At 31.9% G+C, this 24232-nt stretch carries 20 protein-coding genes and 1 tRNA gene; 20 read left to right on the top strand and 1 reads right to left on the bottom strand.

Going from position 1 to position 24232, the window contains the following annotated elements:
* The first annotated feature begins 87 nt into the window (after positions 1-87).
* Complete coding sequence (locus tag E0F76_RS15075) at positions 88-1686, top strand: glycoside hydrolase family 3 protein (RefSeq protein ID WP_132007898.1); 1599 nt, start codon at positions 88-90, stop codon at positions 1684-1686.
* 54 nt (positions 1687-1740) lie between these two features.
* Here the strand turns inward: E0F76_RS15075 and katG are convergent, their stop codons facing one another.
* Positions 1741-4008, bottom strand: a complete 2268-nt coding sequence (gene katG / locus E0F76_RS15070; RefSeq protein ID WP_132007896.1) for a catalase/peroxidase HPI — start codon at positions 4006-4008, stop codon at positions 1741-1743.
* Between the two features lie 380 nt (positions 4009-4388).
* On the opposite strand from katG, the gene E0F76_RS15065 reads away from it, so the two are divergent.
* The 19 genes from E0F76_RS15065 (at position 4389) to E0F76_RS14970 (ending at position 24027) form a co-directional block, all read left to right on the top strand.
* Positions 4389-5027, top strand: a complete 639-nt coding sequence (locus tag E0F76_RS15065) for a peroxiredoxin (protein WP_132007894.1) — start codon at positions 4389-4391, stop codon at positions 5025-5027.
* A 122-nt stretch (positions 5028-5149) separates the two neighbouring features.
* The gene (locus E0F76_RS15060) at positions 5150-5458 is read left to right on the top strand and encodes a thioredoxin family protein (RefSeq protein WP_132007892.1); all 309 of its coding nucleotides are present in this window, start codon (positions 5150-5152) and stop codon (positions 5456-5458) included.
* 55 nt (positions 5459-5513) lie between these two features.
* Positions 5514-5771 (top strand): DUF6952 family protein, encoded by a 258-nt coding sequence (locus tag E0F76_RS15055; RefSeq protein ID WP_132007890.1) that lies wholly within the window; start codon positions 5514-5516, stop codon positions 5769-5771.
* A 140-nt stretch (positions 5772-5911) separates the two neighbouring features.
* Positions 5912-6409, top strand: coding sequence for a thiol peroxidase (gene tpx / locus E0F76_RS15050; RefSeq protein WP_132007888.1), 498 nt, complete (start codon positions 5912-5914; stop codon positions 6407-6409).
* 9 nt (positions 6410-6418) lie between these two features.
* Positions 6419-6793, top strand: a complete 375-nt coding sequence (locus tag E0F76_RS15045) for a diacylglycerol kinase family protein (RefSeq protein WP_132007886.1) — start codon at positions 6419-6421, stop codon at positions 6791-6793.
* A gap of 19 nt (positions 6794-6812) precedes the next feature.
* A complete protein-coding gene (locus E0F76_RS15040; RefSeq protein WP_132007884.1) occupies positions 6813-9251 on the top strand; it encodes a DNA translocase FtsK in 2439 nt (812 codons plus the stop codon).
* An 8-nt stretch (positions 9252-9259) separates the two neighbouring features.
* On the top strand, positions 9260-9949 hold the full coding sequence (locus E0F76_RS15035; protein WP_132007882.1) for a LolA family protein: 690 nt from the start codon (positions 9260-9262) through the stop codon (positions 9947-9949).
* 7 nt (positions 9950-9956) lie between these two features.
* Entirely contained in the window at positions 9957-11390 is a 1434-nt protein-coding gene (locus E0F76_RS15030; protein WP_132007880.1) for an LptF/LptG family permease, read from the top strand.
* A gap of 11 nt (positions 11391-11401) precedes the next feature.
* Positions 11402-12535, top strand: a complete 1134-nt coding sequence (gene ribB, locus E0F76_RS15025) for a 3,4-dihydroxy-2-butanone-4-phosphate synthase (RefSeq protein WP_132007878.1) — start codon at positions 11402-11404, stop codon at positions 12533-12535.
* A gap of 168 nt (positions 12536-12703) precedes the next feature.
* Positions 12704-12788, top strand: a tRNA-Ser gene (locus E0F76_RS15020).
* A gap of 263 nt (positions 12789-13051) precedes the next feature.
* Entirely contained in the window at positions 13052-14290 is a 1239-nt protein-coding gene (locus tag E0F76_RS15015; protein ID WP_132007877.1) for a site-specific integrase, read from the top strand.
* 509 nt (positions 14291-14799) lie between these two features.
* Entirely contained in the window at positions 14800-16248 is a 1449-nt protein-coding gene (locus tag E0F76_RS15010; protein WP_165932719.1) for a hypothetical protein, read from the top strand.
* Between the two features lie 567 nt (positions 16249-16815).
* Positions 16816-17121, top strand: coding sequence for a helix-turn-helix domain-containing protein (locus tag E0F76_RS15005; protein ID WP_132007874.1), 306 nt, complete (start codon positions 16816-16818; stop codon positions 17119-17121).
* A complete protein-coding gene (locus E0F76_RS15000; protein ID WP_132007872.1) occupies positions 17118-17951 on the top strand; it encodes a transcriptional regulator in 834 nt (277 codons plus the stop codon). The genes E0F76_RS15005 and E0F76_RS15000 overlap by 4 nt, the downstream gene beginning before the upstream one ends.
* Before the next feature lie 78 nt (positions 17952-18029).
* Positions 18030-18638, top strand: coding sequence for a P-loop NTPase family protein (locus E0F76_RS14995; RefSeq protein ID WP_132007869.1), 609 nt, complete (start codon positions 18030-18032; stop codon positions 18636-18638).
* Between the two features lie 161 nt (positions 18639-18799).
* Positions 18800-19453 carry a hypothetical protein gene (locus E0F76_RS14990; protein WP_132007866.1) on the top strand — a complete coding sequence of 218 codons (654 nt, stop codon included), beginning with the start codon at positions 18800-18802 and terminating at the stop codon, positions 19451-19453.
* A gap of 475 nt (positions 19454-19928) precedes the next feature.
* Positions 19929-21296, top strand: a complete 1368-nt coding sequence (locus tag E0F76_RS14985) for a hypothetical protein (RefSeq protein WP_132007863.1) — start codon at positions 19929-19931, stop codon at positions 21294-21296.
* A gap of 494 nt (positions 21297-21790) precedes the next feature.
* Positions 21791-22897, top strand: a complete 1107-nt coding sequence (locus E0F76_RS14975) for a HigA family addiction module antitoxin (RefSeq protein ID WP_132007857.1) — start codon at positions 21791-21793, stop codon at positions 22895-22897.
* 398 nt (positions 22898-23295) lie between these two features.
* Positions 23296-24027, top strand: coding sequence for a tyrosine-protein phosphatase (locus E0F76_RS14970; RefSeq protein ID WP_132007854.1), 732 nt, complete (start codon positions 23296-23298; stop codon positions 24025-24027).
* Positions 24028-24232 lie beyond the last annotated feature (205 nt).

Genomic DNA, 24232 nt, shown 5'->3' with positions numbered 1-24232 from the left:
AAAGATTTTATTTAATCAGTGTAAATCAGCATAATCCGTTTTGTCAGTTCGTCATTAATACCAAAAAAAAGCATAAATTTCTAAACAATGACATTAGAACAAAAAATAGGTCAATTCTTTTTTCCAGCTGTTTTCATCAACGATACTGAAGAAAATATTCAAGAAACAGAACGCCTAATCAAAGTACACAATATTGGTGGACTCACTTTTTTTCACAGTAGAGCCAGTGCTGCAACCAACTACGAATCAAAGAAAAAAATAGAATTCCACGATACTAGTTTTGAACGTTTAAAAGAACTTGTTGTTCGTTTTCAACAGTGTGCCACTACTCCACTTTTGATGAGCATTGATGCAGAATGGGGATTGGCAATGCGTGTTGAAAAAACACCACAATATCCTTATGCAATAACACTTGGTGCTTTACCTGAAAGAAAAGCACATTTGGTTTACGAAGTGGGAAAACAAATTGGACTGGATTTAAAATCAGCGGGAATTCATTATAATTTAGCCCCTTTGGCAGACATCAATAGCAATCCGATAAATCCAGTTATAGGCTATCGATCCTTTGGTGAAAATAAGCAAAAAGTAGCGCTTTTTGCCAATGAATATTTACGTGGAATGAATGATGTTGGCGTTTTAGGTTGTTTAAAACATTTTCCAGGTCATGGCAACACCAGCGTCGATTCGCATTTGGGATTACCCATTTTAGAAGAAACAATAGAGCAATTAATGGAGAACGAATTGTATCCATTTATCAAAGGAATCGAGAATAATGTTGACTCCATTATGATTGGACATTTGGCTGTTCCAGCTTTAAATGACGGAAAAAATACTTCTGCAACCTTATCAAAATCTATAATACAAACCCTTTTGAGGGAGCAATTAGGATATGAAGGTTTAGTGATTTCCGATGCTTTAAATATGCACAGTGTTTCAAAATTATATGAAACGAAAGGACAACTCGAATGGGAAGCTTTCAATGCTGGAAATGATATCTTGTGTTTTGCCGAAAATGTAGCAGAAGGTATTCAAGAAATCCTAAAAAATGCTTCGCCAGAAAGAATCGAAACTAGCTTTAATCGATTAATGAAATGCAAACAAAAAGCAGGGATTATAGATAGCAATACTGCTCCACAAGGTGTTTTTGATTTTAATGTTTCCTCAGCTTTAAACAAAAATATTGCTGATTATTGTTTGACAAAAATAAAAGACAACCTAAATAGCTTGACTATTTTTGAGGCTAAAAACAATGAAAAATTAGCCAAATTAAGTTTATATAAAGGCATAAAAAATGATTTTTTTAAAGCCTTATATGATTCGATTCCGTCTGAAAAATTTACACTCGAAAAAACTGATAAAGAATCTATTACTGCGTTAAAAAACAACCTAGAAGAATTTGACACCCTCTTAATAGCTCTTTTTGTTCCGAAGGCAAAACCATTTGATAATTTTGGAATTGAAGATGAAGTATTAAAATTATTAGACCACTTATTTGCAACCAAAAAATGTATTTTATACGTATTTGGAAATCCGTATGCCTTGCAAGTGATACCAAATTTAAAATCAGCTATAGGAATTATACAAGTATATCAAGATTTTGCCGAGTTTCAAGAAAGTGCTGCAAATCAATTACTTAAAAACAAGGAATGCAAAGGAACTTTGCCCGTAAGTATAATTTTAAAATAAAAAGGTGATCTGTTGTCAGACCACCTTTTAGAATTATAAATAGACGTGATGTAATTATACCAAGTCGAAACGATCTGCATTCATTACTTTAGTCCAAGCTTTTACAAAGTCGTTTACAAATTTTTCTTTGTTGTCGTCCTGTGCATAAACTTCAGAATAGGAACGCAAAATAGAATTTGATCCAAATACTAAATCCATACGAGTAGCAGTCCATTTTACTACTCCCGTTTTGCGGTCGCAAATGTCGTAAAGTCCTTTTTCTGTTGGTTTCCAGGTATTCCCCATATCGGTTAGGTTGATAAAGAAATCGTTAGTCAACGCCCCTATTGTATTGGTAAAAACACCATGTTTTGTATTGCCATAATTTGTACCCAACATTCTCATTCCACCCACAAGTACCGTCATTTCTGGAGCCGTTAATCCCATTAATTGTGTGCGGTCCAGCATTAATTCTTCTGAGCTCACCATGTAATCTTTTTTACTATAGTTACGGTAACCATCAGCTAAAGGCTCTAATGAATCAAAAGATTCGGCATCTGTCATTTCATCAGTTGCATCTCCACGACCTGCTGAAAATGGAACAGTAACGGCAATACCAGCAGCTTTAGCAGCTTGTTCTATACCTAAATTACCTGCTAAAACAATGGTGTCAGAGATACTAATACCAAATTCAGCTGCTATTGGCTGAAGAACTGATAAAACATAGGCTAAACGTTGCGGTTCATTTCCTTCCCAATCTTTTTGGGGAGCTAAACGAATACGAGCGCCATTTGCTCCACCGCGCATATCAGATCCACGGAACGTACGTGCACTATCCCAAGCGGTATTTACCATTTCAGGAATAGATAGTCCGGCTGCTGCAATTTTGTTTTTTACTGCAGCTACATCATAGTCTCTATTTCCAGTTGGAATAGGATCTTGCCAAATTAAGTCTTCTTGAGGTACATCTGGACCAAAGTAATTTACTTTTGGTCCCATATCTCTATGGGTTAACTTAAACCAAGCACGAGCAAAAGTATCTGAAAAATATTCTTGGTCGTTCATGAACTTTAATGAAATCTCTTTATAAATAGGATCTACTTTCATAGCCATATCAGCATCAGTCATCATTGGGTTTTGTCGAATACTTGGATCCTCAACATCTACCGGTCTATCTTCTTCTCTAATAGTCACCGGTTCCCACTGAAATGCGCCCGCAGGACTTTTAACAGAGTGCCATTCATGATTAAATAACATCTGAAAATAGCCATTGTCCCATTTAGTAGGGTTTGTAGTCCATGCTCCTTCAAGTCCGCTTGTTACCGTATAACGTCCTTTTCCTGATTTATTAGGGTTGTGCCATCCAAAGCCTTGTTCTTCTAAACCAGCTGATTCAGGATCGTCACCTAAAATACTGGCATCACCGTTACCGTGAGTTTTACCTACTGTATGTCCACCAGCAGTTAAAGCAACCGTTTCTTCATCATTCATTGCCATACGTTTAAACGTTTCACGTACTTGAGCAGCTGTTTTCAAAGGGTCTTGTTTTCCATTAACTCCTTCTGGATTTACATAAATTAGCCCCATTTGTACGGCAGCTAAAGGGTTTTCCATCGTTTTAGGGTCTTCTACATTAGCATAACGTTCGTCACTTGGTGCTAACCATTCCTTTTCAGCTCCCCAATACGTATCTGTTTCTGGGTGCCAAATATCTTCACGTCCAAATCCAAATCCGAAAGTTGTTAATCCCATATCGGCGTAAGCAATTGTTCCCGCTAGAACAATTAAATCGGCCCAACTCACTTTATTACCGTATTTTTTCTTGATAGGCCATAGCAATCTTCTAGCTTTGTCTAAACTAACATTGTCTGGCCATGAATTTAAAGGAGCAAAACGTTGATTTCCTGCACCACCACCACCGCGGCCATCAGAAATACGATAGGATCCAGCAGAGTGCCAAGACAATCGTATCATTAATCCTCCGTAATGCCCCCAATCTGCAGGCCACCAGTCTTGGCTATCCGTCATTAAAGCATGCATGTCTTTTTTTAATGCTTCAATGTCTAATTTTTTAAGTTCTTCGTGATAATTAAACTCTTGCCCCAAAGGATTTGTTTTAGTATCATGTTGACTCAATATATCCAGATTAAGCGCATTAGGCCACCAATCCATAACATTTGCCTTGGATGATGTATTTCCACCATGCATCACAGGGCATTTACCTGCTGATCCATCATGGTTTGCTTCAACTATAGTAGCACCTTCATTTAATGGAAGCTGTTCATGACTTACTGGGCATTTATCTTGACCGTTTGACGGATCCGCATTGTTATTATTTTCCATATTTTAAAAATTTATAGATTACTGTTTTTTCTATTGTAAATTTAGTTAAATTCTCTTTTAAAAATCATATTCATTAATCTTTATGGTTTATTTTGTCATCAATAAAATCTATCTAAAACGGTATTCATATTTGATTAACGGTATTTTTTAAAATAAAAAAATAAAAGATTACTACTCATAAATTGAAAAATAAAAGTATTTATTTTTATGAATTTCATTTATTTTACTCGTAAAAATCTACAATAACTTAACTAATTATAAAAACCATGAAAAGAATCAATTTACTCTATAGTTTAATAAAAAAATATATCACTTATCTATAAGAAAATAATAACCCTAAAGACTAATTTTGCTCTATAAATAATACAAAATAAAAATATATGTCTTTAGTAGGTAAAAAATTTCCAAGTATTGCAGTAGACGCTATAACAGAAATGGGTGATAATTTGAAAATCAACATTTTTGAAGAAGCAACAAAAAACAACAAAAAAGTACTTTTGTTTTGGTATCCAAAAGATTTTACATTTGTTTGTCCAACAGAATTACACGCATTTCAATCTGCTTTACCAGAATTCGAAAAAAGAAATACAATAGTAATTGGTGCTTCATGTGACACAAACGAAGTGCATTTCGCATGGTTGAACACTCCCAAAAATAATGGTGGAATCGAAGGGGTTACTTACCCAATTTTAGCTGATACAAATCGCAACTTATCAAACATACTTGGTATCCTAGATATCGAATCTACAAGCTACAGTGACGATACTGATTCAGTTATTGTTGAAGGATCTAACGTAACTTACAGAGCCACTTACTTAATTGACGAAACAGGAAAAATATTCCACGAAAGTGTAAACGATATGCCATTAGGTAGAAATGTAAATGAATATTTAAGAATGGTTGATGCTTATACTCACATTCAAGAAAAAGGAGAAGTATGTCCTGCTAACTGGGAAGTTGGAAAAGAAGCAATGAGTGCTGACAGAAACAGTACTGCAGAATACTTGAGTTTAAACTAATATTAATAATTGCAATGTCAAGAATCAATTGCAATGTCAATATAAAATAGGAATATTGTTTATTAATCCTATTTTATCATAGATTTTTGACATTGAAATTGACATTGAAAATTTTAAAAACTATGTTAATCGAATTAAACGAAGATACTTTACACCATTTAGTTGCTAATAACGAAAAAGTTGTTGTTCAATATTCTGCTTCTTGGTGTGGTAATTGCCGTATTATGAAACCAAAATTCAAAAAAATGGCTTCAGAGAATGAGAATATGACTTTTGTTTTAGTTGATGCCGAGAATGCTCCCGAATCAAGAAAATTAGCCAATGTAAGTAACTTGCCTACCTTCGCCACTTTTGTAAATGGAGTATTGGTCAACGAAACTCAAACTAACAAAGCGGAAGTGTTAGCTGAATTGGTAAATGAAATAGCTTAGATGTTTAATTGGTTAAACGATTAACCGAATATACAAATAACCTAAAACAAAAAAAATGAAACTACCCATAATCAAGCATTTATCGCAATTTATTGAAGAAAATGATCAAGATTACCTTGTTGAAACCATTGAAGTTTTAGAAGCTTTGACTGAAGTTTCTTCTTTAAAAGAGGAAGAATTAGATGTCATAGGAGAATTAATTTCGAATATGTATGGTGCACTTGAAGTCCACAAAATGACTAAAGGAGGTTTGGATAAAAAAGAAGCTTTGAATACTTTTATGAAAAGAGTATTGGGTTCTATCGACAAATAAACACTTTTTTTGTTTAGAATAATTTAAAACGTCTCGATATATCGGGACGTTTTTTTGTATAATTTGCAAATCCTAAAACCAAAAGACGGAATCGTAAATAAAATTTCATACTTTTGAACCTCAATAAAATTTAAAATAAAATGGCTTCTTTAACATTAAAAGGAAATTCAATTAATACTTCAGGAGAATTACCAAAAATTGGTTCAAAATTAACTGATTTTAAATTAGTAAAAACAGATCTTTCTATCGCTTCTCTTAGAGATTTCGCTGGTTCAAAAGTAGTTTTAAATATTTTTCCAAGTGTTGATACTGGAACTTGTGCAACTTCAATTCGTAAATTTAATGAAAGTGCTAGTAAATTAGATAACACAAAAGTTTTGTGTATTTCAAGAGATTTACCTTTTGCACAAAAACGTTTTTGTGGAGCTGAAGGAATCGAAAACGTAATCAATTTATCTGATTTCAAAGACGGAAGTTTTGGTAAATCTAATGGGTTGGATTTTGTTGATGGACTACTAGCAGGTTTGAATTCAAGAGCAATTATTGTATTAGATGCAAATGGTACTATTATCTATACACAACAAGTTTCTGAAATCGTAGATGAGCCTAATTATGAAGCTGCATTGGCAGTTCTATAAAAATAATCTATGACATTTCAAAAAGACAATAGTTTTATTAGCGGAAGACTTAAAAGCGTTTCTTTTGCCGTAAAAGGAGCAGTAAAATTGATAACTACCGAACATAGTATTATGGTGCAATCTTCGATTGGACTATTAATGGTAATTGCTGGTTTTTATTTTAATATAAATACAACGGAATGGCTTTTTCAGACTCTATCCATTGGTTTAGTCTTGAGTATTGAAGGGTTGAATACAGCAATAGAAAAAATTGCCGATTTTATTCATCCAGAGTATCATTCTAAAATTGGATTTATTAAAGATATTTCAGCAGGAGCAGTTTTATTTGCAGCATTTACTGCAATTGCAATTGGATTAATTATATATGTACCAAAATTTTTATAGAAATTAGGACAATTTAAGAATGGCAAAAACAACCAAGAAAACAACTTCGGACAAAGATAAAGATTCAAAATCTGTGAAAAAAAAATCATGGGCAATTTCAAAACAGCATAAAATTGTTTTGGGTTGCCTTTTAGTTTTATTTTCAATAGCATTATTACTTGCCTTTTTTTCCTTTTATCTCTATGGACAAGCCGATCAAAGCGCCGTAAATCAACTTTCTGATAGAACGGAAATTGTTCAAAATTGGTTGGGTAAATTTGGAGCTTATTTGGCCGATTTAATTGTTTACAAAGGTTTTGGACTTGCCTCTTTTATATTTGTTCGATTATTTTTTCTAACGGGTATATTTCTAATTTTGAATATTTCATTACAAAAACTCAAAAATATCTGGTTTTGGGATTTGTTCGTCATTATAATTGTGTCTGTTTTGTTTGGTTTTTTCGCCACCTCCCTACCTGAATTAGGTGGAACAATTGGTTATGAATTGAATTTATTTTTACAAGATTATATTGGTAAAACAGGAACTTTACTCGTTTTATTTTTTGGACTCATCATTTATTTAATTTTTAAAATAAAAGTATCTCCCGAAAAGATTAAATCTTTTTTTGAAAGTACTAAAAAAGAAATTAAAACTGATTTAGGTGCTAACGTTGCAAATACTGGTCCATTAAGTACTTATAACCTGGAAGAATACGCTGTTGATGAAGAATCAGATGGCATTCACCTCAAAACAACAGGTTCAAAATTTGAAATTAATAAAGAAGCATTGAAACCTACAATCAGCCATGCTTCTGAAATTAGTATAAAAACAATTCCTTTAGAAGTAACTCCTCCTCCTTATGTTGCTCCTAAAACAGTAACCACTCCTACTGACACTTTTGTAATCGAAAAAGTACCTGAAGAGGATATTATCGAAGAAAATCTAGCTTCAAAAATGGTAGCTGATTTTGGATTATTTGATCCAACTTTAGATCTATCCAATTATAAATACCCAACAATTGATTTATTAAAAGAGTATTCAACTGGTGGAATCACCATTAATCAAGAAGAATTAGAGGAAAATAAAAATAGAATTGTAGAAACATTACGCAATTATAAAATAGAAATTGCACAAATAAAAGCTACCGTAGGTCCATCGGTTACACTCTATGAAATTGTTCCAGAAGCAGGGATCCGAATATCAAAAATCAAGAGTTTAGAAGATGATATTGCTTTGTCTCTATCCGCTTTAGGAATTCGTATTATTGCTCCAATTCCTGGAAAAGGTACAATTGGTATCGAGGTTCCCAACAAAAATCCTACCATGGTTTCTATGAAAAGTGTCATTGGCTCAGCCAAATTTCAGGAAGCTGAAATGGAATTACCTATTGCGCTTGGAAAAACAATTTCAAACGAAACTTTTGTGGTCGATCTAGCCAAAATGCCCCATTTATTGATGGCAGGAGCAACTGGTCAAGGAAAATCGGTTGGGTTGAATGCCGTAATTACTTCACTGCTTTACAAAAAACATCCAGCAGAGATTAAATTTGTATTAGTCGATCCTAAAAAGGTAGAATTAACACTATTTAATAAAATCGAAAGACATTATCTTGCAAAACTACCCGATTTAGATGATGCCATAATTACTGATAATGCGAAAGTGGTCAATACTTTGAATTCTCTTTGTGTTGAAATGGATAATCGGTATTCATTGTTAAAAGATGCAATGGTTCGAAACATTAAAGAATATAACGATAAATTCAAATCCAGAAAATTAAATCCAGAAAACGGACATCGTTTTTTACCTTATATTGTACTTGTTGTAGATGAGTTTGCCGATTTAATAATGACAGCAGGAAAAGAAGTAGAAACTCCTATTGCACGATTGGCGCAATTAGCCAGAGCCATTGGAATTCACTTAATAATTGCGACTCAAAGACCTTCGGTAAACGTAATTACAGGTTTGATAAAAGCAAATTTCCCTGCAAGGATCGCCTTTAGAGTAACCTCTAAAATAGATTCAAGAACTATTCTTGATAGTCAAGGTGCCGATCAATTGATTGGACGTGGAGATATGTTATATACCAATGGAAATGATATGGTCAGAGTTCAATGTGCTTTTATTGACACTCCAGAAGTAGAAAAAATAACTGAATTTATTGGATCTCAAAAAGCATATGCAACTGCTTATTTACTTCCAGAATTTGTAGGAGAAGAAAGTGGCATTAATCTTGATATGGATATTTCCGAAAGAGATACTTTATTTAGGGAAGCTGCTGAAGTGATTGTAAATGCACAACAAGGTTCCGCTTCATTATTACAAAGAAAATTAAAATTGGGTTACAACAGAGCCGGCAGATTGATAGATCAATTAGAAGCAGCTGGAATTGTAGGTCCGTTTGAAGGCAGCAAAGCCAGAGGTGTAAACATTCCTGATATGAGTTCTCTTGATCAATTTTTCAATAATGAACAAAATTAACAAAACTAATGAAAACAAAGATTCAAGAACTCCGTATTAAAAACATAAAAAACGTAAGTGAAAAAATTTTTCAGATTACAGCCTTACTACTTTTTAGTTTATCTATTCAAGCTCAGGATAAAAAAGCAAAAGACCTGTTAAATCAAGTTACTTCTATAGTAAAAAGTTATGATAACATTATAATTGATTTTAAATATTCTTTAAATAACGCCAAAGAAAACATCAACCAGGACAGTAAAGGAAATGTGACAATGAAAGGGAATCAATATGTATTGAATTTCATGGGTGTTACCAAGATTTATGATGGAAAAAAAAGCTATACTATCGTCCCTGAAGATGAGGAGGTTACTATATCAACTGTTAATGATAATGATGACAATGCTATTACACCTTCAAAAATGTTAACTTTTTTTAATACAGGGTATAAATGTATAATGGATGCTGTAAAAGATGTAAGAGGCCGAAAAATACAATATATAAAACTAGTTCCCCTAAACGCTAAAGACCAACGAAAAGAAATTTTACTTGGAATTGATGTACAAACCAAACACATCTATAATTTGATAGAAATGGGGAAAAATGGTACTAAAACTACTTTGACCGTTAATTCTTTTAAAACCAATCAACCTTTGTCAAAAAATCAATTTACCTTTGCTGAAAGTAAATACCCAAATTACTACATCAATAAATTAGATTAAAGCTTAGGTGAAAATTCTCGACAAATATCTACTGAAAACTTTCCTGACTACATTTACCATGGTATTTGTAATCCTGTTTTTCATATTCATACTTCAATCTGTTTGGTTATTCATAGCAGAATTAGCCGGTAAAGATTTAGACCTATTAATGGTTTTAAAATTTTTGATGTTTGCCATGCCTCGAATTATTCCATTAGTATTACCATTATCGGTATTATTGGCTTCGATAATGACTTTTGGTAATTTGGCTGAAAATTATGAATTTGCTGCAATGAAATCGGCAGGAATTTCTCTTCAAAGGGCAATGAGAAGTTTAATTGTATTTATATCCTTATTGAGTATTGTAGCGTTTTTATTTGCCAATAATGTTATTCCTTATGCCGAATATAAATTCATTAATTTTAGAAAAAACATTGCCCAATTAAAACCTGCTTTAGCCATTGCCGAAGGACAGTTTAGTGATGTAGGCTTATTTAACATAAAAGTTGATAAAAAGTCTGGTAAGAACGGTAATTACCTTTCAGGAATTACCATTCATAAAAAAGCAACAAATGGTGATGGATGTAAAACAGTAATTAAGGCCAAAAATGGAGAATTAATCAGTAGTGAGAAATCGAGTACCCTTAAATTAGTTTTAAATGACGGGAACTATTACGAAGATATTGTCCCAAAAAAATATGCAGATTGGAATAAGGTTCCCTTTGCGAAAAGCTCCTTCAAGAAATATATTATCAATATCGATTTATCAAAATTAAATGCCGTAGATGTTGACAATACAAGTATTAGTAATACAAATACAATGCTTAATGTAAGTGAATTGAACTACACCCTGGATTCATTGCATAAAAATTTGAATACTGAAATTTTATCCTTTTCAGAAAACATCAATCAACGAATTGGAATTAATAGAAATACAACAATTACGCCTCAAAAAAACAACAAAACACTACCCAATGATTTATTGTCTTTATATACCAACAATCAAAAAATAGATATTTTGAATATCGCTCAAAGCAATATTGATAACACACTCATAAGCATTGACGGCACTAATAATGAATTAGTATTCAAACAAAAAAACATAAACGGTCACTTATTAGCCTTTTATGACAAGTTTGTCATAGCATTTGCCTGCTTTTTGATGTTTTTCATTGGAGCTCCATTAGGTGCAATAATTAGAAAAGGAGGGCTTGGACTTCCAATCGTATTTGCGGTATTAATATTTATATCTTTTCATTTTATAAATACTTTTGGTAAAAGAGTGTCACAAGAAGATCAACTCTCTCCTTTTATGGGTGCATGGATGTCTTCATTTATATTATCTCCACTTGCTATACTGCTAACTTATAGGGCTACTAATGATATTGGCTTAATTAATTTTGATGTCATTTTAGCTCCTTTTCAAAAAATGTTCAAAAAAATATTTCCATCACCAAAATAATATTAAAAAAAATGTCCACCATCAAAATTGAACTCAATACCATTGAAGATGCTATCGAAGCCATTCGACAAGGCGAAATAATTATCGTTGTTGACGATGAAGATAGAGAGAATGAAGGCGATTTTCTTGCAGCTGCCGAAAAAGTAACTCCAGAAATGATCAACTTTATGGCTACTCATGGACGTGGCTTGATTTGCGCACCACTTACAGAAAGTAGATGTAAAGAATTGGGACTACATGTTATGGTGGCAAATAATACCGATCCAATGGAAACAGCTTTTACCGTTTCTGTAGATTATAAAAAAGAAGGGGTGACAACTGGAATTTCTGCATCGGATCGTTCTAAAACGGTGTATTCTTTAATAGACTCAAATACAAAATCACACGATTTAGCCAGACCAGGTCATATCTTTCCTTTAATTGCAAAACAAGGTGGAGTGTTGAGAAGAACAGGTCATACGGAAGCGGCAATAGATTTTGCAAGGTTAGCTGGATTTAAACCTGCTGGTGTAATTGTAGAAATCATGAACGAAAACGGATCGATGGCTCGTTTGCCACAATTGGCTGATATTGCTAAAAAATTCAACTTGAAATTAGTTTCAATTGAAAATTTGGTAGCTTATAGAATGCAGCATGATAGTTTAATTATCAAAAAAGAAGATTTTGATATTGAAACCCGTTTTGGAACATTCAGACTTAGAGCATACGAACAAACAACAAACAAACAAATTCATATTGCATTAACCAAAGGAAATTGGAATCTAGGAGAACCTATTTTAACTCGCATCCACTCCTCACAAGTGAATAATGATTTACTGGGTACTCTGACCAATAATGTGGATCAGCAATTAGACAGTATGTTTAAAATTATTAATGAAAATGGACGTGGTGCAATTGTCTTTATCAATCAAGATATGACTGCTGTAAATCTTCTGAATCGTATTAACGAACTGAAAGAATTACAAAAAAATGGTACAATGAAAGCTCCTAAAGTGGTTATTGACAGTAAAGATTATGGAATTGGTGCACAAATTTTACATGATATTGATATTTCAAAAATAAGATTGGTATCGAATACTGTGCAAACCAGACGTGTGGGAATGATAGGTTACGGGCTTGAAATCACTGAGATCGTAAAGTATTAGACCTTTTATGTATTTTTATTTTTACTGTTTTTTTTCATTAAACATAAGGAAATGAAACGATTAAAAACGCATGTAAAAAATTACTAATTTTTTTATGAAAATAGATTTGCATAACCAAAAAAGGTTCTTATATTTGCACTCGCAATCAGTAAATGATAGCAACTTATTGGAGAAATGGCAGAGCGGTCGAATGCGGCAGTCTTGAAAACTGTTGACTGTAACAGGTCCGGGGGTTCGAATCCCTCTTTCTCCGCGAGCTGAAAAGCAAATGGTTACAAAACCCACTAAATTCAACGATTTAGTGGGTTTTTTCGTTTATTGGAATATCAAATTATTTATTTAATCTCAAAGTTATGGTGTCTTTCGAGGTGTCACTTAATATTAAAAATTCAAGTGACTCCTCCACAGAAAAACCACCAGTACAACAAGATGTTTAACAACATATTCAAAATATGTACATCTTGTGTGTAATTATTAGAAATATTAAATTTAATAATAACTAAAAGGTTACCACTTATGAACACTACAGTATTAGTTCTCTTTTACATTAAAAGAGCAAAAGTCAACAACGAGGGTATTTGCCCAATTTACACAAGAGTTACAATCCAAACCAAACGATTTGAGTTTAGTACAAACAAGTATATAAATCCTGAACGATGGTTGGTTGAAGGGTCTAAAGTTAAAGGTACTAATGAAGAAGCTAGGACAATAAATAGTCACCTTGATTATTTAAAAAATCAAGTTTTAGAAGCTGAAAAAAGGTTATACAAAAAAGATATTCGTGTTTCTGCTGAAAACTTGAAAAATGAATTATTTGGTAGTGCTGAAAACAAACGAATGCTCGTTCCTATTTTCCAAGACCACAACAATAAAATCAAAGAGTTAATTGGAAAAGAATACGCACCAGGAACATTAGAACGGTACAAAACTTCTTTGAGTCATACCATCGAATTTATGCAATGGAAATACAATTGCTCTGATATCGATATCACAAAGATAGATCACGCCTTTATTACCGATTATGAGTTTTGGTTGAGAAGTGTCCGGTCCTGTGCAAATAACACCGCTGTTAAATACATCAAGAACTTCAATAAAATTATCAAACTTTGTCTGGCCAATGATTGGCTTGACAAAAATCCGTTTGCCAACTACAAATCAAAAGTAAAAGAAGTCGAAAGAGTCTACCTATCCGAAGCAGAAATTCAAAACATAATCAACAAAGACTTAAAAAATGAAAGACTAACATTAGTTCAAGATATATTCCTTTTTAGCTGCTTTACTGGTTTAGCTTACATAGATGTTAAGAATTTAACCAAATCACATATCAACTTTGGAATAGATGGTGAAAAATGGATTTTCACGCATAGACAGAAAACAGAGAGTGCTTCTAAGATTCCAATTCTTCCAGTAACACAAAATATAATTGACAAATACGAGGATCATCCACAAAGCATTAACCAGGATAAGCTTTTACCAATTTTGTCAAACCAGAAAATGAATGCCTATTTAAAAGAAATAGCCGCTATTTGCAAGATTGAAAAAGAATTAACCTTCCATATTGCCCGACATACTTTTGCTACAACTGTAACACTCACAAATGGGGTTCCTATTGAAAGCGTAAGTAAAATGCTTGGTCATAAAAATTTAAGAACTACGCAACATTATGCTAAAGTTTTAGATAGAAAAGTGAGCGAGGATATGATGATATTAAAAGAAAAATTCAAAATGAATATATCGATTAAGAAAACAAACTAATCCTAAATTCAATTTCCTAGTCAAATATTCATTCTCTAAAACTAAAATGCAAATACAATTAACGCAATAAATAACATAATAATCATTTAGAATACACCTATTATTTTGTGTTTAAGTAGAAGCAATTTCCCTAAAAGAAATAGTATATAATTAAACTAATTATGTTTTTTTTAACATTTTTTATTTATTTTTGATAAGAATAATTCTATTAAAAATAAAATTGTAATGAAACATTTTTTACTTTAGCAACCTAGTAATCAAAACATTCAACTAACATATATAATAACAACTTGGGAGCTAACATAAAACTAGTACTATTTTTGCCTAATGTAAAAATATGCCAAATACGAAAAGTAAAGAAAGTATTTGGTAAACAAAGTATACTATTTTATAATAGTATTCTGTTTCTATATGAAATTTTACTTTTTATTTTAATGATAAAAGTTAAAATAAAAAGCTCCTAAATTAGTATGAAGGCCAAATACATACTTGAAAACTATGATAGGATAGTGAAGGAAATAAAAAATCCAAAGATTATTTTCAGTAATGACTTAACTCCGTTTCTCAAAAAATTCACTTTAGAGAGCTATCTTATACATCAAATAGAATTCAGCATCCTAAACAATGAGATCAAATACATTTTAAAAAATACAATACACAACCTGCATCCTAGAGCAAACAAAATCAAATGTAATGCAGCCGAATCAAATGCTGAATTAAAGCACTATATTCCCTACATAATAAAAGAGTTAAATCTTTCAAGTAATCAAGTCAGCTGGTATTGGTGTACCAATAACAAAAATACGGGCTACATTTTCCAGGATTTCGAAATCGAAGATTTATCTCAAGAGCAACGTTTCTTTTTGTATTGCTATCACACACTAAAAAAAGAAAACTATAAAATAAAAAAAACAAATAAAGAAATTATTTTTAAATTAAATTCAAAAGCCAAAATTGAACAGTACATCCATCAAAAACAATATGCTCTAGAAAACCTTACTCACCGGTTAATAAAGGAAATCACCCTAGAACACACTTCAAATCTCAATCAATTTTCAAATAATTATGATAAAACAGACTGTTTAAAAATCACCTATATTTATCTGGAAAAATTACACCACTTTATTGAAAAAGAATATAAAATTTACCTCAACCTAAATAGTCAAATTCCCTTTCGTTCAACATTTATAAAGGAATTTAAAATTTCTAAAAAAATAAATGAAGTCAAGACTATTTTTTTAAAAAGTAATATCAATGATAAAGTATTGAAATTAGTTTATGAACCTATACTTAAAATTGAAACATTGAATATTCATGGAAACTTAACCTACTATGAATTTAATTACTGCTCAGAAATTATCAAAGAGTTATACAAACAAATTGAATCAGAAAATTTAACGGAAGAAGTTATTTTGGATTGTCTATTCGATTTAAACTTCAATTCATTACAACTTTTCAAATACATAACTAATACTATTTTACAAGAATTAGAACCCTTAGAAGACAACACTCAAAAAATTTACGATTTATTCCGTATACTTAAAATCTACAATCAAAAGCAAAGTAGAAATGCGATAAAATACAAAACAAACTTACCTTCTATTAAAAAACAAATTATAGCTTGGATTGAAGAAGAAATTAATTATTTAAATAAAATTATTGATCAAGAAAAAAATCAATTTCGAATCCCCTATCAGGATGAAAATAACATTAAATTTTTATCCGTTTTTTCGGTTGCTCAATTAAGTTTCTTTTTCGGCTTATTGATTGATACCAATATTATAGATCATAAAAACCAAGCGGATGTGATTCGATTTATTGCGAAAAATTTCAAAACCAAAAATACTGATAAAATAGCTATAGAAAGTCTAAGAACAAAATTTCATAATGTGGAAAGTGCTACTATAAAAGTGGTTCAGGAAAAACTATTAGAAATTATAGCTCTCACGAAGGACTAAAACTTCTCTCATCAACCTCCATCCAAATAATTCCATTTCAAGTAATTTTTCATCCTCAATTTCTAATAAAGAGGAGAGATTGGGAGTGCAATATGAACCCATAAATTATTGGAGTTCTGGACTTATTTTAATATCGTCTTTCATAATTAATCAAGTTATGAATTCTAAAAAAAAATCAATTTCGGTAAGGCGTTAAATAACAGCGGGGGACATCGACCACCAGCATCAGAGGTACGACCAAGCACCTACAGCCACGATAAACCGAGCCCACGCCTAGCGAAGGCAAACAGTTTATTCGTAGGCTGATGATTAGAAGTTTGGTCGTTTTCTGATGCCCTAAATAACTTTCGCAATATATTTTCAATAGAAAACCCTTTTTGGTATTCTTTAAGTAAATTTAGTCATAATTGTATTAAAATAGCAATCTATAATACATAAATAAAAAAACTTTTTCACTCCTATTAGCTGATTTTGTAGAGGTACACAAGTGGTCATATGACCCCCTGTGACTGTTTTGGTGTTACTTTATTATTTCTCTTTGTCACAAACCTTTAAAACCACAACATTATGGCAATCGAAGTGATCACTCGCGAGGATTTAAACGAATTCCGCACACTCCTACTCTCAGATTTAAACGCAATGCTTAACGCAAAACCGCAACAACAAAAACAATGGCTCAAATCCAATGAAATCCGTAAGTTATTAAACATTTCTTCAGGTACTCTTCAAAATCTTCGAGTGAACGGTACGCTTACCTATACCAAAATTGGAGGTATTATTTATTATTCTAATGCAGAATTAGAAAAACTATTAGAGTCCAATAAAAATGAAGCTGCAGTAACTTTATTCAATCCAAAATGGTTAGTGAGATGAACTATATAAAACACCTAACTGGTTTTTTTGAGAAAGTCGCCATTGACAAAACACTCAATCCAACACATGTAAGTTTATATATAGCATTATTCCAATTTTGGAATTGTAATCGTTTCAAAAACCCAATCAGCATCTCTCGTGATGAAGTGATGCGGATAAGCAAAATAAGTTCTAAAGCAACGTATCACAAATGTCTTAAAAATTTACATTCAATGGGCTATATCAACTACGAACCCTCCTACAATCCATTCAAAGGAAGTCATGTGTACCTATTCAATTTTTCAGATGATTTAAAACCAATTCCAAAAAGCGATAAAATAACCATACCAATAAACGAACCTGTTTTTGAACTGGTTAATGAACAAGTAGTGAACAAGTCTTGTATTAGTAGTGGTACAAGTATTAGTACAAGCACTGAACAAGCATTGGTATCTTCTATAAACAATACAAACATTTCAAACAATACAAACATTTCAAAATTGGTAAACTTGGATGAGCAAGCAAAAATAAATCAAAATACGAATTTATTTTCCAGAGAAAAAAAAGAAAAAAGTTCCGCGAAAAAAGAAAAAGTTTCAATACCAACTCTCGATCAAATCAAATCTTATTTCCTCCAGGAAAACTTCCCGGAACTCGAAGCCAATAAATTTTTCAATTACTTCAGTAGCATCGGTTGGCTTGTCGGTGGCAAAACACCCATGGTCGATTGGAAAGCGGCAGCACAAAACTGGATGCTCAATGCCTTTAAATTCAATCCCATCGAAGCACCTCCAGACCGAGCCAAACACCTCAACGTCGGAAATGACAAAGACTACTCAGAACCCATGTAGCATTCCCCTGTCATTGCTAGGAGGAACGACGCGGCAACCTATTTCACCCATAACCGACAACCCATAATTCATATTCGTATGCCTCAATACAATTATCCCGAAATTATAACTTGGTTAGAGCAAAAAGGTATAGCCCTCTACGGCAATCAATTCAAAATCCTTGAAAACGATCACCCGATAATTTACAAACTCATGGCTTATTTCCTGAAGGACGAGCAATCAGCGCATCAACACAACATAGATCTCAACAAAGGAATTCTTCTTTCAGGACCAATAGGCTGCGGAAAAACAACCCTCATGAATCTTATGAAAGCTCTAACCAAATCCGAACACAAATTTTCCATAAAACCTTGTCGTGACATCAGCTTTGAATTTATCCAAGAGGGATATGAGGTAATACACAAATACAGTAAAGGAAAACTATATGTATCAGAACCTAAAACCATCTGTTTCGATGATTTAGGAACCGAAAATAACCTCAAATACTTCGGAAACGAATGTAACGTAATGGCTGAGATACTACTCACCAGATACGACATTTTTATCTCCAAGAAAATTCCAACACACATTATCACCAACCTATCCGCCTCCGAAATAGAAACCGCATATGGCAATCGAGTCCGCTCCCGTCTCCGGTCCATGATCAACCTCATCGCCTTCGACAAATCAGCAATAGACAAGAGATAATCCGAAAACGCGTCTCTTCGAGTTTCACACTTTTGGGCGTGATGTATCGAGAAGTATCAGGTACAAATTCGAACTAATTAAACCTTTAAACAATTAAACTTAAACAATTAAACTTAAACAATTAACCCCTAACCGATTAACCAATTAAACCTTTTCCCATTATGAAACAAATCACATCCTTCTGGAACTACTTCCAAAAAAACGAACAAGTAATCCTAAACGCACTCCTACTCGGTATCAATACCGACGAAGTCCTCACCCAAATATCCCGAAATCTCAATACTATTTCCAAAAGAATTGACTTCGTGATAAAAGCGCCAATTACAGTCAATGACAAGTTCATCATTATCTTCACATGCTTCGGCTATCGCAAATTATTTCCGAAAGTTGTTGCTTTAGAAAACCAAGCGCCTATTTTACAGCATTTCACTGCCCAGGCATTTATCAAACCGCTGCAGGATATTACAAAATACACGAATGGAACGGATGAACCTTGCATCTGCAAAAACTACCAAATCAAAATCTCTGAAATTCAAATGGCTTTGTTAGATTACAATATCGAAAGCAAGCATCTTAAAATCAACATCTACCTTCCCCATTATAATAAACTCAAACAATTTGACGATCTAAAATCAAATATCAATTGGATTATAATGCAAATTATTGGTGAAATAGCCTTCCAGAAACACATCCAACAAATCAAGATAAATCAACTCCCATTTGAGGTAAATGGCTTATTAAGTTTAGTAGAACTCCCCTATTTTATAGAATACCTATACAAGATTAACACAAGAGACAAAACAGGAATAATGTAACTCTCTTGGCATTGAATTTAAAATTAATAAATCCGAATGTGGTAAACCATAATCAAATTCAATGGACTCTGTTTAACTTTGGAAAAATCACCACATTTAAATTATGACAAATGTGTCTTTATCAACGGAATTTGTTAATAACAAAAAACTTACATTAATTTCAAATTGTGTATTTTTAGAATCTTAAACAAAAGCGTCACCAATGTCTTTATTCCAGATCTCTGTTCTCAAAAAATATTTAAGCCCAAACCCTAAAATCACAAATATAAACCAGCGAAAAAGCCTTTGATAAGATGGTGTATGAATTGTAGGGGTTGAGTGGTAGTTAATTGGGATTGTAGAAGCATAAAGTCATTGAGTGCGGAAAGAAAACCAGTGAAGCAAAAAATCTTTAATTACAAACTATCTTATTATGACAAGAGTATACAATGATAGAAATGTTTTTCGATATTTGAAAAACCCAAAATATTCTAGATTGTTAGAAAATCTAATCGAACAAAAAGATAAACTAATTTTCTATTACTCATATGCACATCTATCTGACTTAACACGTGACAAAACCAATAAAAAATTTGAGGATTTACTTTTTATGGAACAATTAGTTGATAAAAATTATTTGAACTTAAAAATTGACGAAACTATTGTAAATATTCAAATTGCATCACCAACAGAGGCGTTTAACAATTTAGATCACACACGTATTTCAGAGATATTAAATTTTACAGAATTATTTTCAGAAATGGAATCAAACGAGTTTGACACCCCTGAAATTATTAAGTCCAAAGATAAAATGAAATTGATGTTCAATATGCCTATTGGCAATTTAGGAATTTCGAATTTTAGTGATAACATAGCAGATAATAATCCATTAAAAAAAATGTTTCCCGCTTTAGAAAACGCAAGTACTCTAATGGATTTAATAAAAGGTATGCTTGAAACAATTGATAATTTAAACCAAGACCCTTCAATTTGGAGAGGATTAAGAAACTATTCAATTGATGCACTAAATCTTAAAAAATTTAATATTAATATAAACGATAAAAATTTTGATACTGAATTAATAGATACGCCACTTCAAAAGAGTTTTATGGAATTTGTTGAAGAAACATTTACTCACAACAAAAGTTTAGAAAAGCAACGAGAATTTAATTTTTTCATAAATGCATATAGTTGTTTAAATATTTTAGGCTTAGATAATGAAAAAAACAGTAAGGTTGTCTTTTCTAGTTTTCAAAATGATGCACAACACGCCTTTTATGCTGCTCATTGTGAATACTTAATTTCTGATGATGAACAATTGTTACTAAAAGCAAAAGTGCTATATAATTTATTTGGCATTGAAACAAAGGTTTTAAATCTGGCTGATTTTCAAAAAAATTATATTGAAATATCTGGTGTTCTAGATTTAAACATTGAAACCTATTTTAAAAATTTAGTAAATGTTATCAAAAAAGAAAAGCTAGTTGAAGTATTAGATCTTGAAGAACAAAACAAAAAAGTAATATTTTATAAATTGAAGGTAAAACATTTTAATTTCTTCAATAGATTAAATTTAATGATTGAAAATAATGACACTCCTACATTTATTTTTATTAATGAATTTTTAAATTATTCAAAATTTACTTCATTCAAAGAGTTTGAATCTATTACCAATAAAATAGTAAATATTTTAGGCTCCGATAATTTAGGTAAAGATAAATTTGATAAAGAGGACAAATTTGATATTGTCGAAAATAAATGGCGAGGCAGAATTTGGCGCTCAAATAATGAAAGTTTTTATTTGGAAATAGAGCCAAACGATTTTAAATTATGTTTCTATTATGTTCCTAATATTAAGGTCTGATATTAAATAAAGTTGAAATAAAATAATCAATACAATAAACTCAATAATCTAATTCCAAGTCATCCAAATCCTTATCAAAGTTGGACTCAAAAAAAATATACACTAATAAATGTATATTTGTTCACAAATATGTGAACATTTATATATCTTTGCAAAACCAATTATGGAGATTATCTTTAAAAAACAGTATTTATCCGACTTGTACCAAGGAATTGTAAAACCCTACAAGGAATATAAATCCAACCCACAATTGGTCAAACAATTTATAAAAAAAATCAATACCTTAAAATCTGTCACTCGTGTTGAACAGTTGTATCAAATTAAAAGTTTACACTATGAAAAAAAGAAGGTAATCTTGATGTATTAGTGCTGTTTGGGTAAACGAGCAATACCGTATTTTTTTTAATGAAGTAGCTTCCACTTCAGCTGATCTCACCATCGATGTATTAGAAATCGAAGATTTAAGTAAACATTACGAAAAATAAGGACAAAAAATGACGACAAAAAACCCAATCCCTGCATTTGCCACACATCCCGGAACCATTCTCGTGGACGAAATGGAAGCAAATGGATATTCCCAAATTGACCTAGCCAAACTCATAGACATCAAACGCAGCCAACTCAACGAAATCATTAAAGGCAAACGAAACATCAATGCTGATTTAGCCTTATTGTTAGAAAAAGCCTTGGGTATCGATGCTGATTTCTGGATGGAAGCACAAAAAAACTATGATTTGGACAAAGCTAGAATTGAGTCTAAAAACAAAGAACAATTAGAAGCTATAGAAATTTGGAACGTGGCCAAAGAATTAATTCCAATTTCTTTCTATAGAAAAGAAAAAGTTATTTCAGGAAATCCGCTACGGGATATTCAGAAAATTAGAGAAATATACAGAGTGGAAAATTTAGACCAACTGGCTGCAATGAGCGTCCAAAACCATTACCACCGCTTCAAAAAATCAACCAAACTCAAATCGGATGTGGTCAATATTATGGGCTGGGTGAAACTGGTGCAATACAATGCTGCAGGACTAAGCGTCCCTCCTTTCAATCACGAAAACCAAGAACAACTTATAGCAGACTTAAGAGCTATTTTGCTAAAAAATACGGACACATTAAATAAGGTTCAAAAGAAATTGCACGAAAATGGTATTAAGTTGGTATATCAGGTAAAAGGAGAAAAAACACCAGTAGATGGAGTATCATTTTGGAGTAATGGAAATCCTGCAATTGGAATGACTCTGAGGCACCATCGATTGGATAATTTTGCATTTACTTTGTTTCACGAATTGGGACACATATACAAGCATCTGGTAAATAATGAAATCGCTGAGTTTATTGATCTAGAAATTAAAAATGAAGAGGAAGAGTACAAAAACTCGACTGAAGAAAAACAAGCCAATCATTTTGCCCTAGATAAACTGATTAAAGACGAAGATTGGAACAAATTCAAAAGGAATTTGGCTTACAACAATAATGATCAATCAATCATTGCATTTGCCAATCAAGTCAAAATCCATCCCAGTATTGTGAGAGGAAGAGTTTGTTTCGCTTTGGATAATTTCCGCAGCTACACTTCAATTTGCAGCGAAATCAATTAAAATAAAATCTAATCCGGAAATAAATCCCCCACGCTACCCTATGAATCCGTTCGTGTGGTTTGATAATCTTAAGCTTAAATTATATTAAAACAACTCCTTTAAACTAGTTTTAAAAAGACCCTCAGAATACTGAAATAAGGGTAAACAATAAACTTAAAAAAATCAGATGGTTATAACTTTCTGAAATTGACCAAGCAGTCGCTTTCAGAGAAAAGGAAGCTGTTTTTAGAGATTAGCTTTTAATCACTTGAAATCCCAAATCACTTATAAACAAAAAAAACATCCTTAAAAAGGTGATATTATCACTTTAAAGGAGATATTATAGTACAGAACAAAGCACTTTTCTATAAAATTGAAATATATTTGATATCAAATAAACCACATTTGAACACCATATTATGTTTTCTATTTTCAAATCAAAATACTACTTACAAGACTTAATTCCAAATAACTACATCGACATCCACAATCATTTATTGCCCGGTATTGATGATGGGGCTAAATCAGTAGCAGAAACCTCTACCCTTATAGCTAGAATGAAAGAAATAAATATTGCTGGAGCTATTGCTACACCACATACATACACGAGTCGTTGGAACAATAGTACTTCTAGCATAGAAAGCGCATATGATTACGTAAAAGAAACGTCCTTAAATGGCTGTTTTTTGAAAGGATATGCTAGCGAATATATGTTAGACTCCTCTTTAATGGAACGCATAAAAAAAGAAAAACTTCTATGTATAAAAGACTCCTTTGTATTAGTTGAACTTCATCTTTTCAATAATCCGATAGATTTATACGAATTGTTATTTCAATTAAAAATCAAAGACTATAAAATTATTATTGCCCATCCGGAACGCTACTTATATTTTCATCATGATTTTCAAAAGTTAATTAAATTAAAAGCATTTGATGTATACTTTCAACTTAATCTATTATCGTTGACAGGATATTACGGTACAGAAATTCAAAAAATGGCAGAAAAATTATTGGAAAATGATATGTATGATTTTTCTGGTACGGATGTTCATAATGAAAAACATATTGATTTGTTAATAAAAAAACCAATTCCATTTTCCAAAAAAAATAAAATTGGTGATTTATTACAAAAAAATTCATTTTTTTCCTAATCCTAAAAATTAATAACTGTTAGTGTTTGTAAAATAAATTTTATTTTTTTAACATTGATTCCGAATTAGCTTCCTTTCATTACAACATTAAATAGAGCTTCTCTTTTTTACACTTAATATGTACCAAATAGTATTGCTAACTTGAAAATTAATATTAAAAATAGTTCTCGATACACTATGCTTTAATCACGTAATATATCGAGAA

The sequence above is a fragment of the Flavobacterium cellulosilyticum genome, assembly GCF_004349355.1.
In the GTDB taxonomy this organism is placed as follows: domain Bacteria; phylum Bacteroidota; class Bacteroidia; order Flavobacteriales; family Flavobacteriaceae; genus Flavobacterium; species Flavobacterium cellulosilyticum.
This window is presented reverse-complemented; position numbering and strand designations above follow the sequence as displayed.

What these genes read in the sequence shown, in the direction of transcription:
- E0F76_RS15005 (WP_132007874.1), top strand. Translation starts at nt 16,816, where the DNA reads ATGGCAATCGAAGTGATCACTCGCGAGGATTTAAACGAATTCCGCACA.
- E0F76_RS14995 (WP_132007869.1), top strand. Translation starts at nt 18,030, where the DNA reads ATGCCTCAATACAATTATCCCGAAATTATAACTTGGTTAGAGCAAAAA.
- E0F76_RS14975 (WP_132007857.1), top strand. Translation starts at nt 21,791, where the DNA reads ATGACGACAAAAAACCCAATCCCTGCATTTGCCACACATCCCGGAACC.
- E0F76_RS14970 (WP_132007854.1), top strand. Translation starts at nt 23,296, where the DNA reads ATGTTTTCTATTTTCAAATCAAAATACTACTTACAAGACTTAATTCCA.
- E0F76_RS15000 (WP_132007872.1), top strand. Translation starts at nt 17,118, where the DNA reads ATGAACTATATAAAACACCTAACTGGTTTTTTTGAGAAAGTCGCCATT.
- ribB (WP_132007878.1), top strand. Translation starts at nt 11,402, where the DNA reads ATGTCCACCATCAAAATTGAACTCAATACCATTGAAGATGCTATCGAA.
- E0F76_RS15055 (WP_132007890.1), top strand. Translation starts at nt 5,514, where the DNA reads ATGAAACTACCCATAATCAAGCATTTATCGCAATTTATTGAAGAAAAT.
- E0F76_RS14990 (WP_132007866.1), top strand. Translation starts at nt 18,800, where the DNA reads ATGAAACAAATCACATCCTTCTGGAACTACTTCCAAAAAAACGAACAA.
- E0F76_RS15045 (WP_132007886.1), top strand. Translation starts at nt 6,419, where the DNA reads ATGACATTTCAAAAAGACAATAGTTTTATTAGCGGAAGACTTAAAAGC.
- E0F76_RS15075 (WP_132007898.1), top strand. Translation starts at nt 88, where the DNA reads ATGACATTAGAACAAAAAATAGGTCAATTCTTTTTTCCAGCTGTTTTC.
- tpx (WP_132007888.1), top strand. Translation starts at nt 5,912, where the DNA reads ATGGCTTCTTTAACATTAAAAGGAAATTCAATTAATACTTCAGGAGAA.
- E0F76_RS15015 (WP_132007877.1), top strand. Translation starts at nt 13,052, where the DNA reads ATGAACACTACAGTATTAGTTCTCTTTTACATTAAAAGAGCAAAAGTC.
- E0F76_RS15060 (WP_132007892.1), top strand. Translation starts at nt 5,150, where the DNA reads ATGTTAATCGAATTAAACGAAGATACTTTACACCATTTAGTTGCTAAT.
- E0F76_RS15035 (WP_132007882.1), top strand. Translation starts at nt 9,260, where the DNA reads ATGAAAACAAAGATTCAAGAACTCCGTATTAAAAACATAAAAAACGTA.
- E0F76_RS15040 (WP_132007884.1), top strand. Translation starts at nt 6,813, where the DNA reads ATGGCAAAAACAACCAAGAAAACAACTTCGGACAAAGATAAAGATTCA.
- katG (WP_132007896.1), bottom strand. Translation starts at nt 4,008, where the DNA reads ATGGAAAATAATAACAATGCGGATCCGTCAAACGGTCAAGATAAATGC.
- E0F76_RS15065 (WP_132007894.1), top strand. Translation starts at nt 4,389, where the DNA reads ATGTCTTTAGTAGGTAAAAAATTTCCAAGTATTGCAGTAGACGCTATA.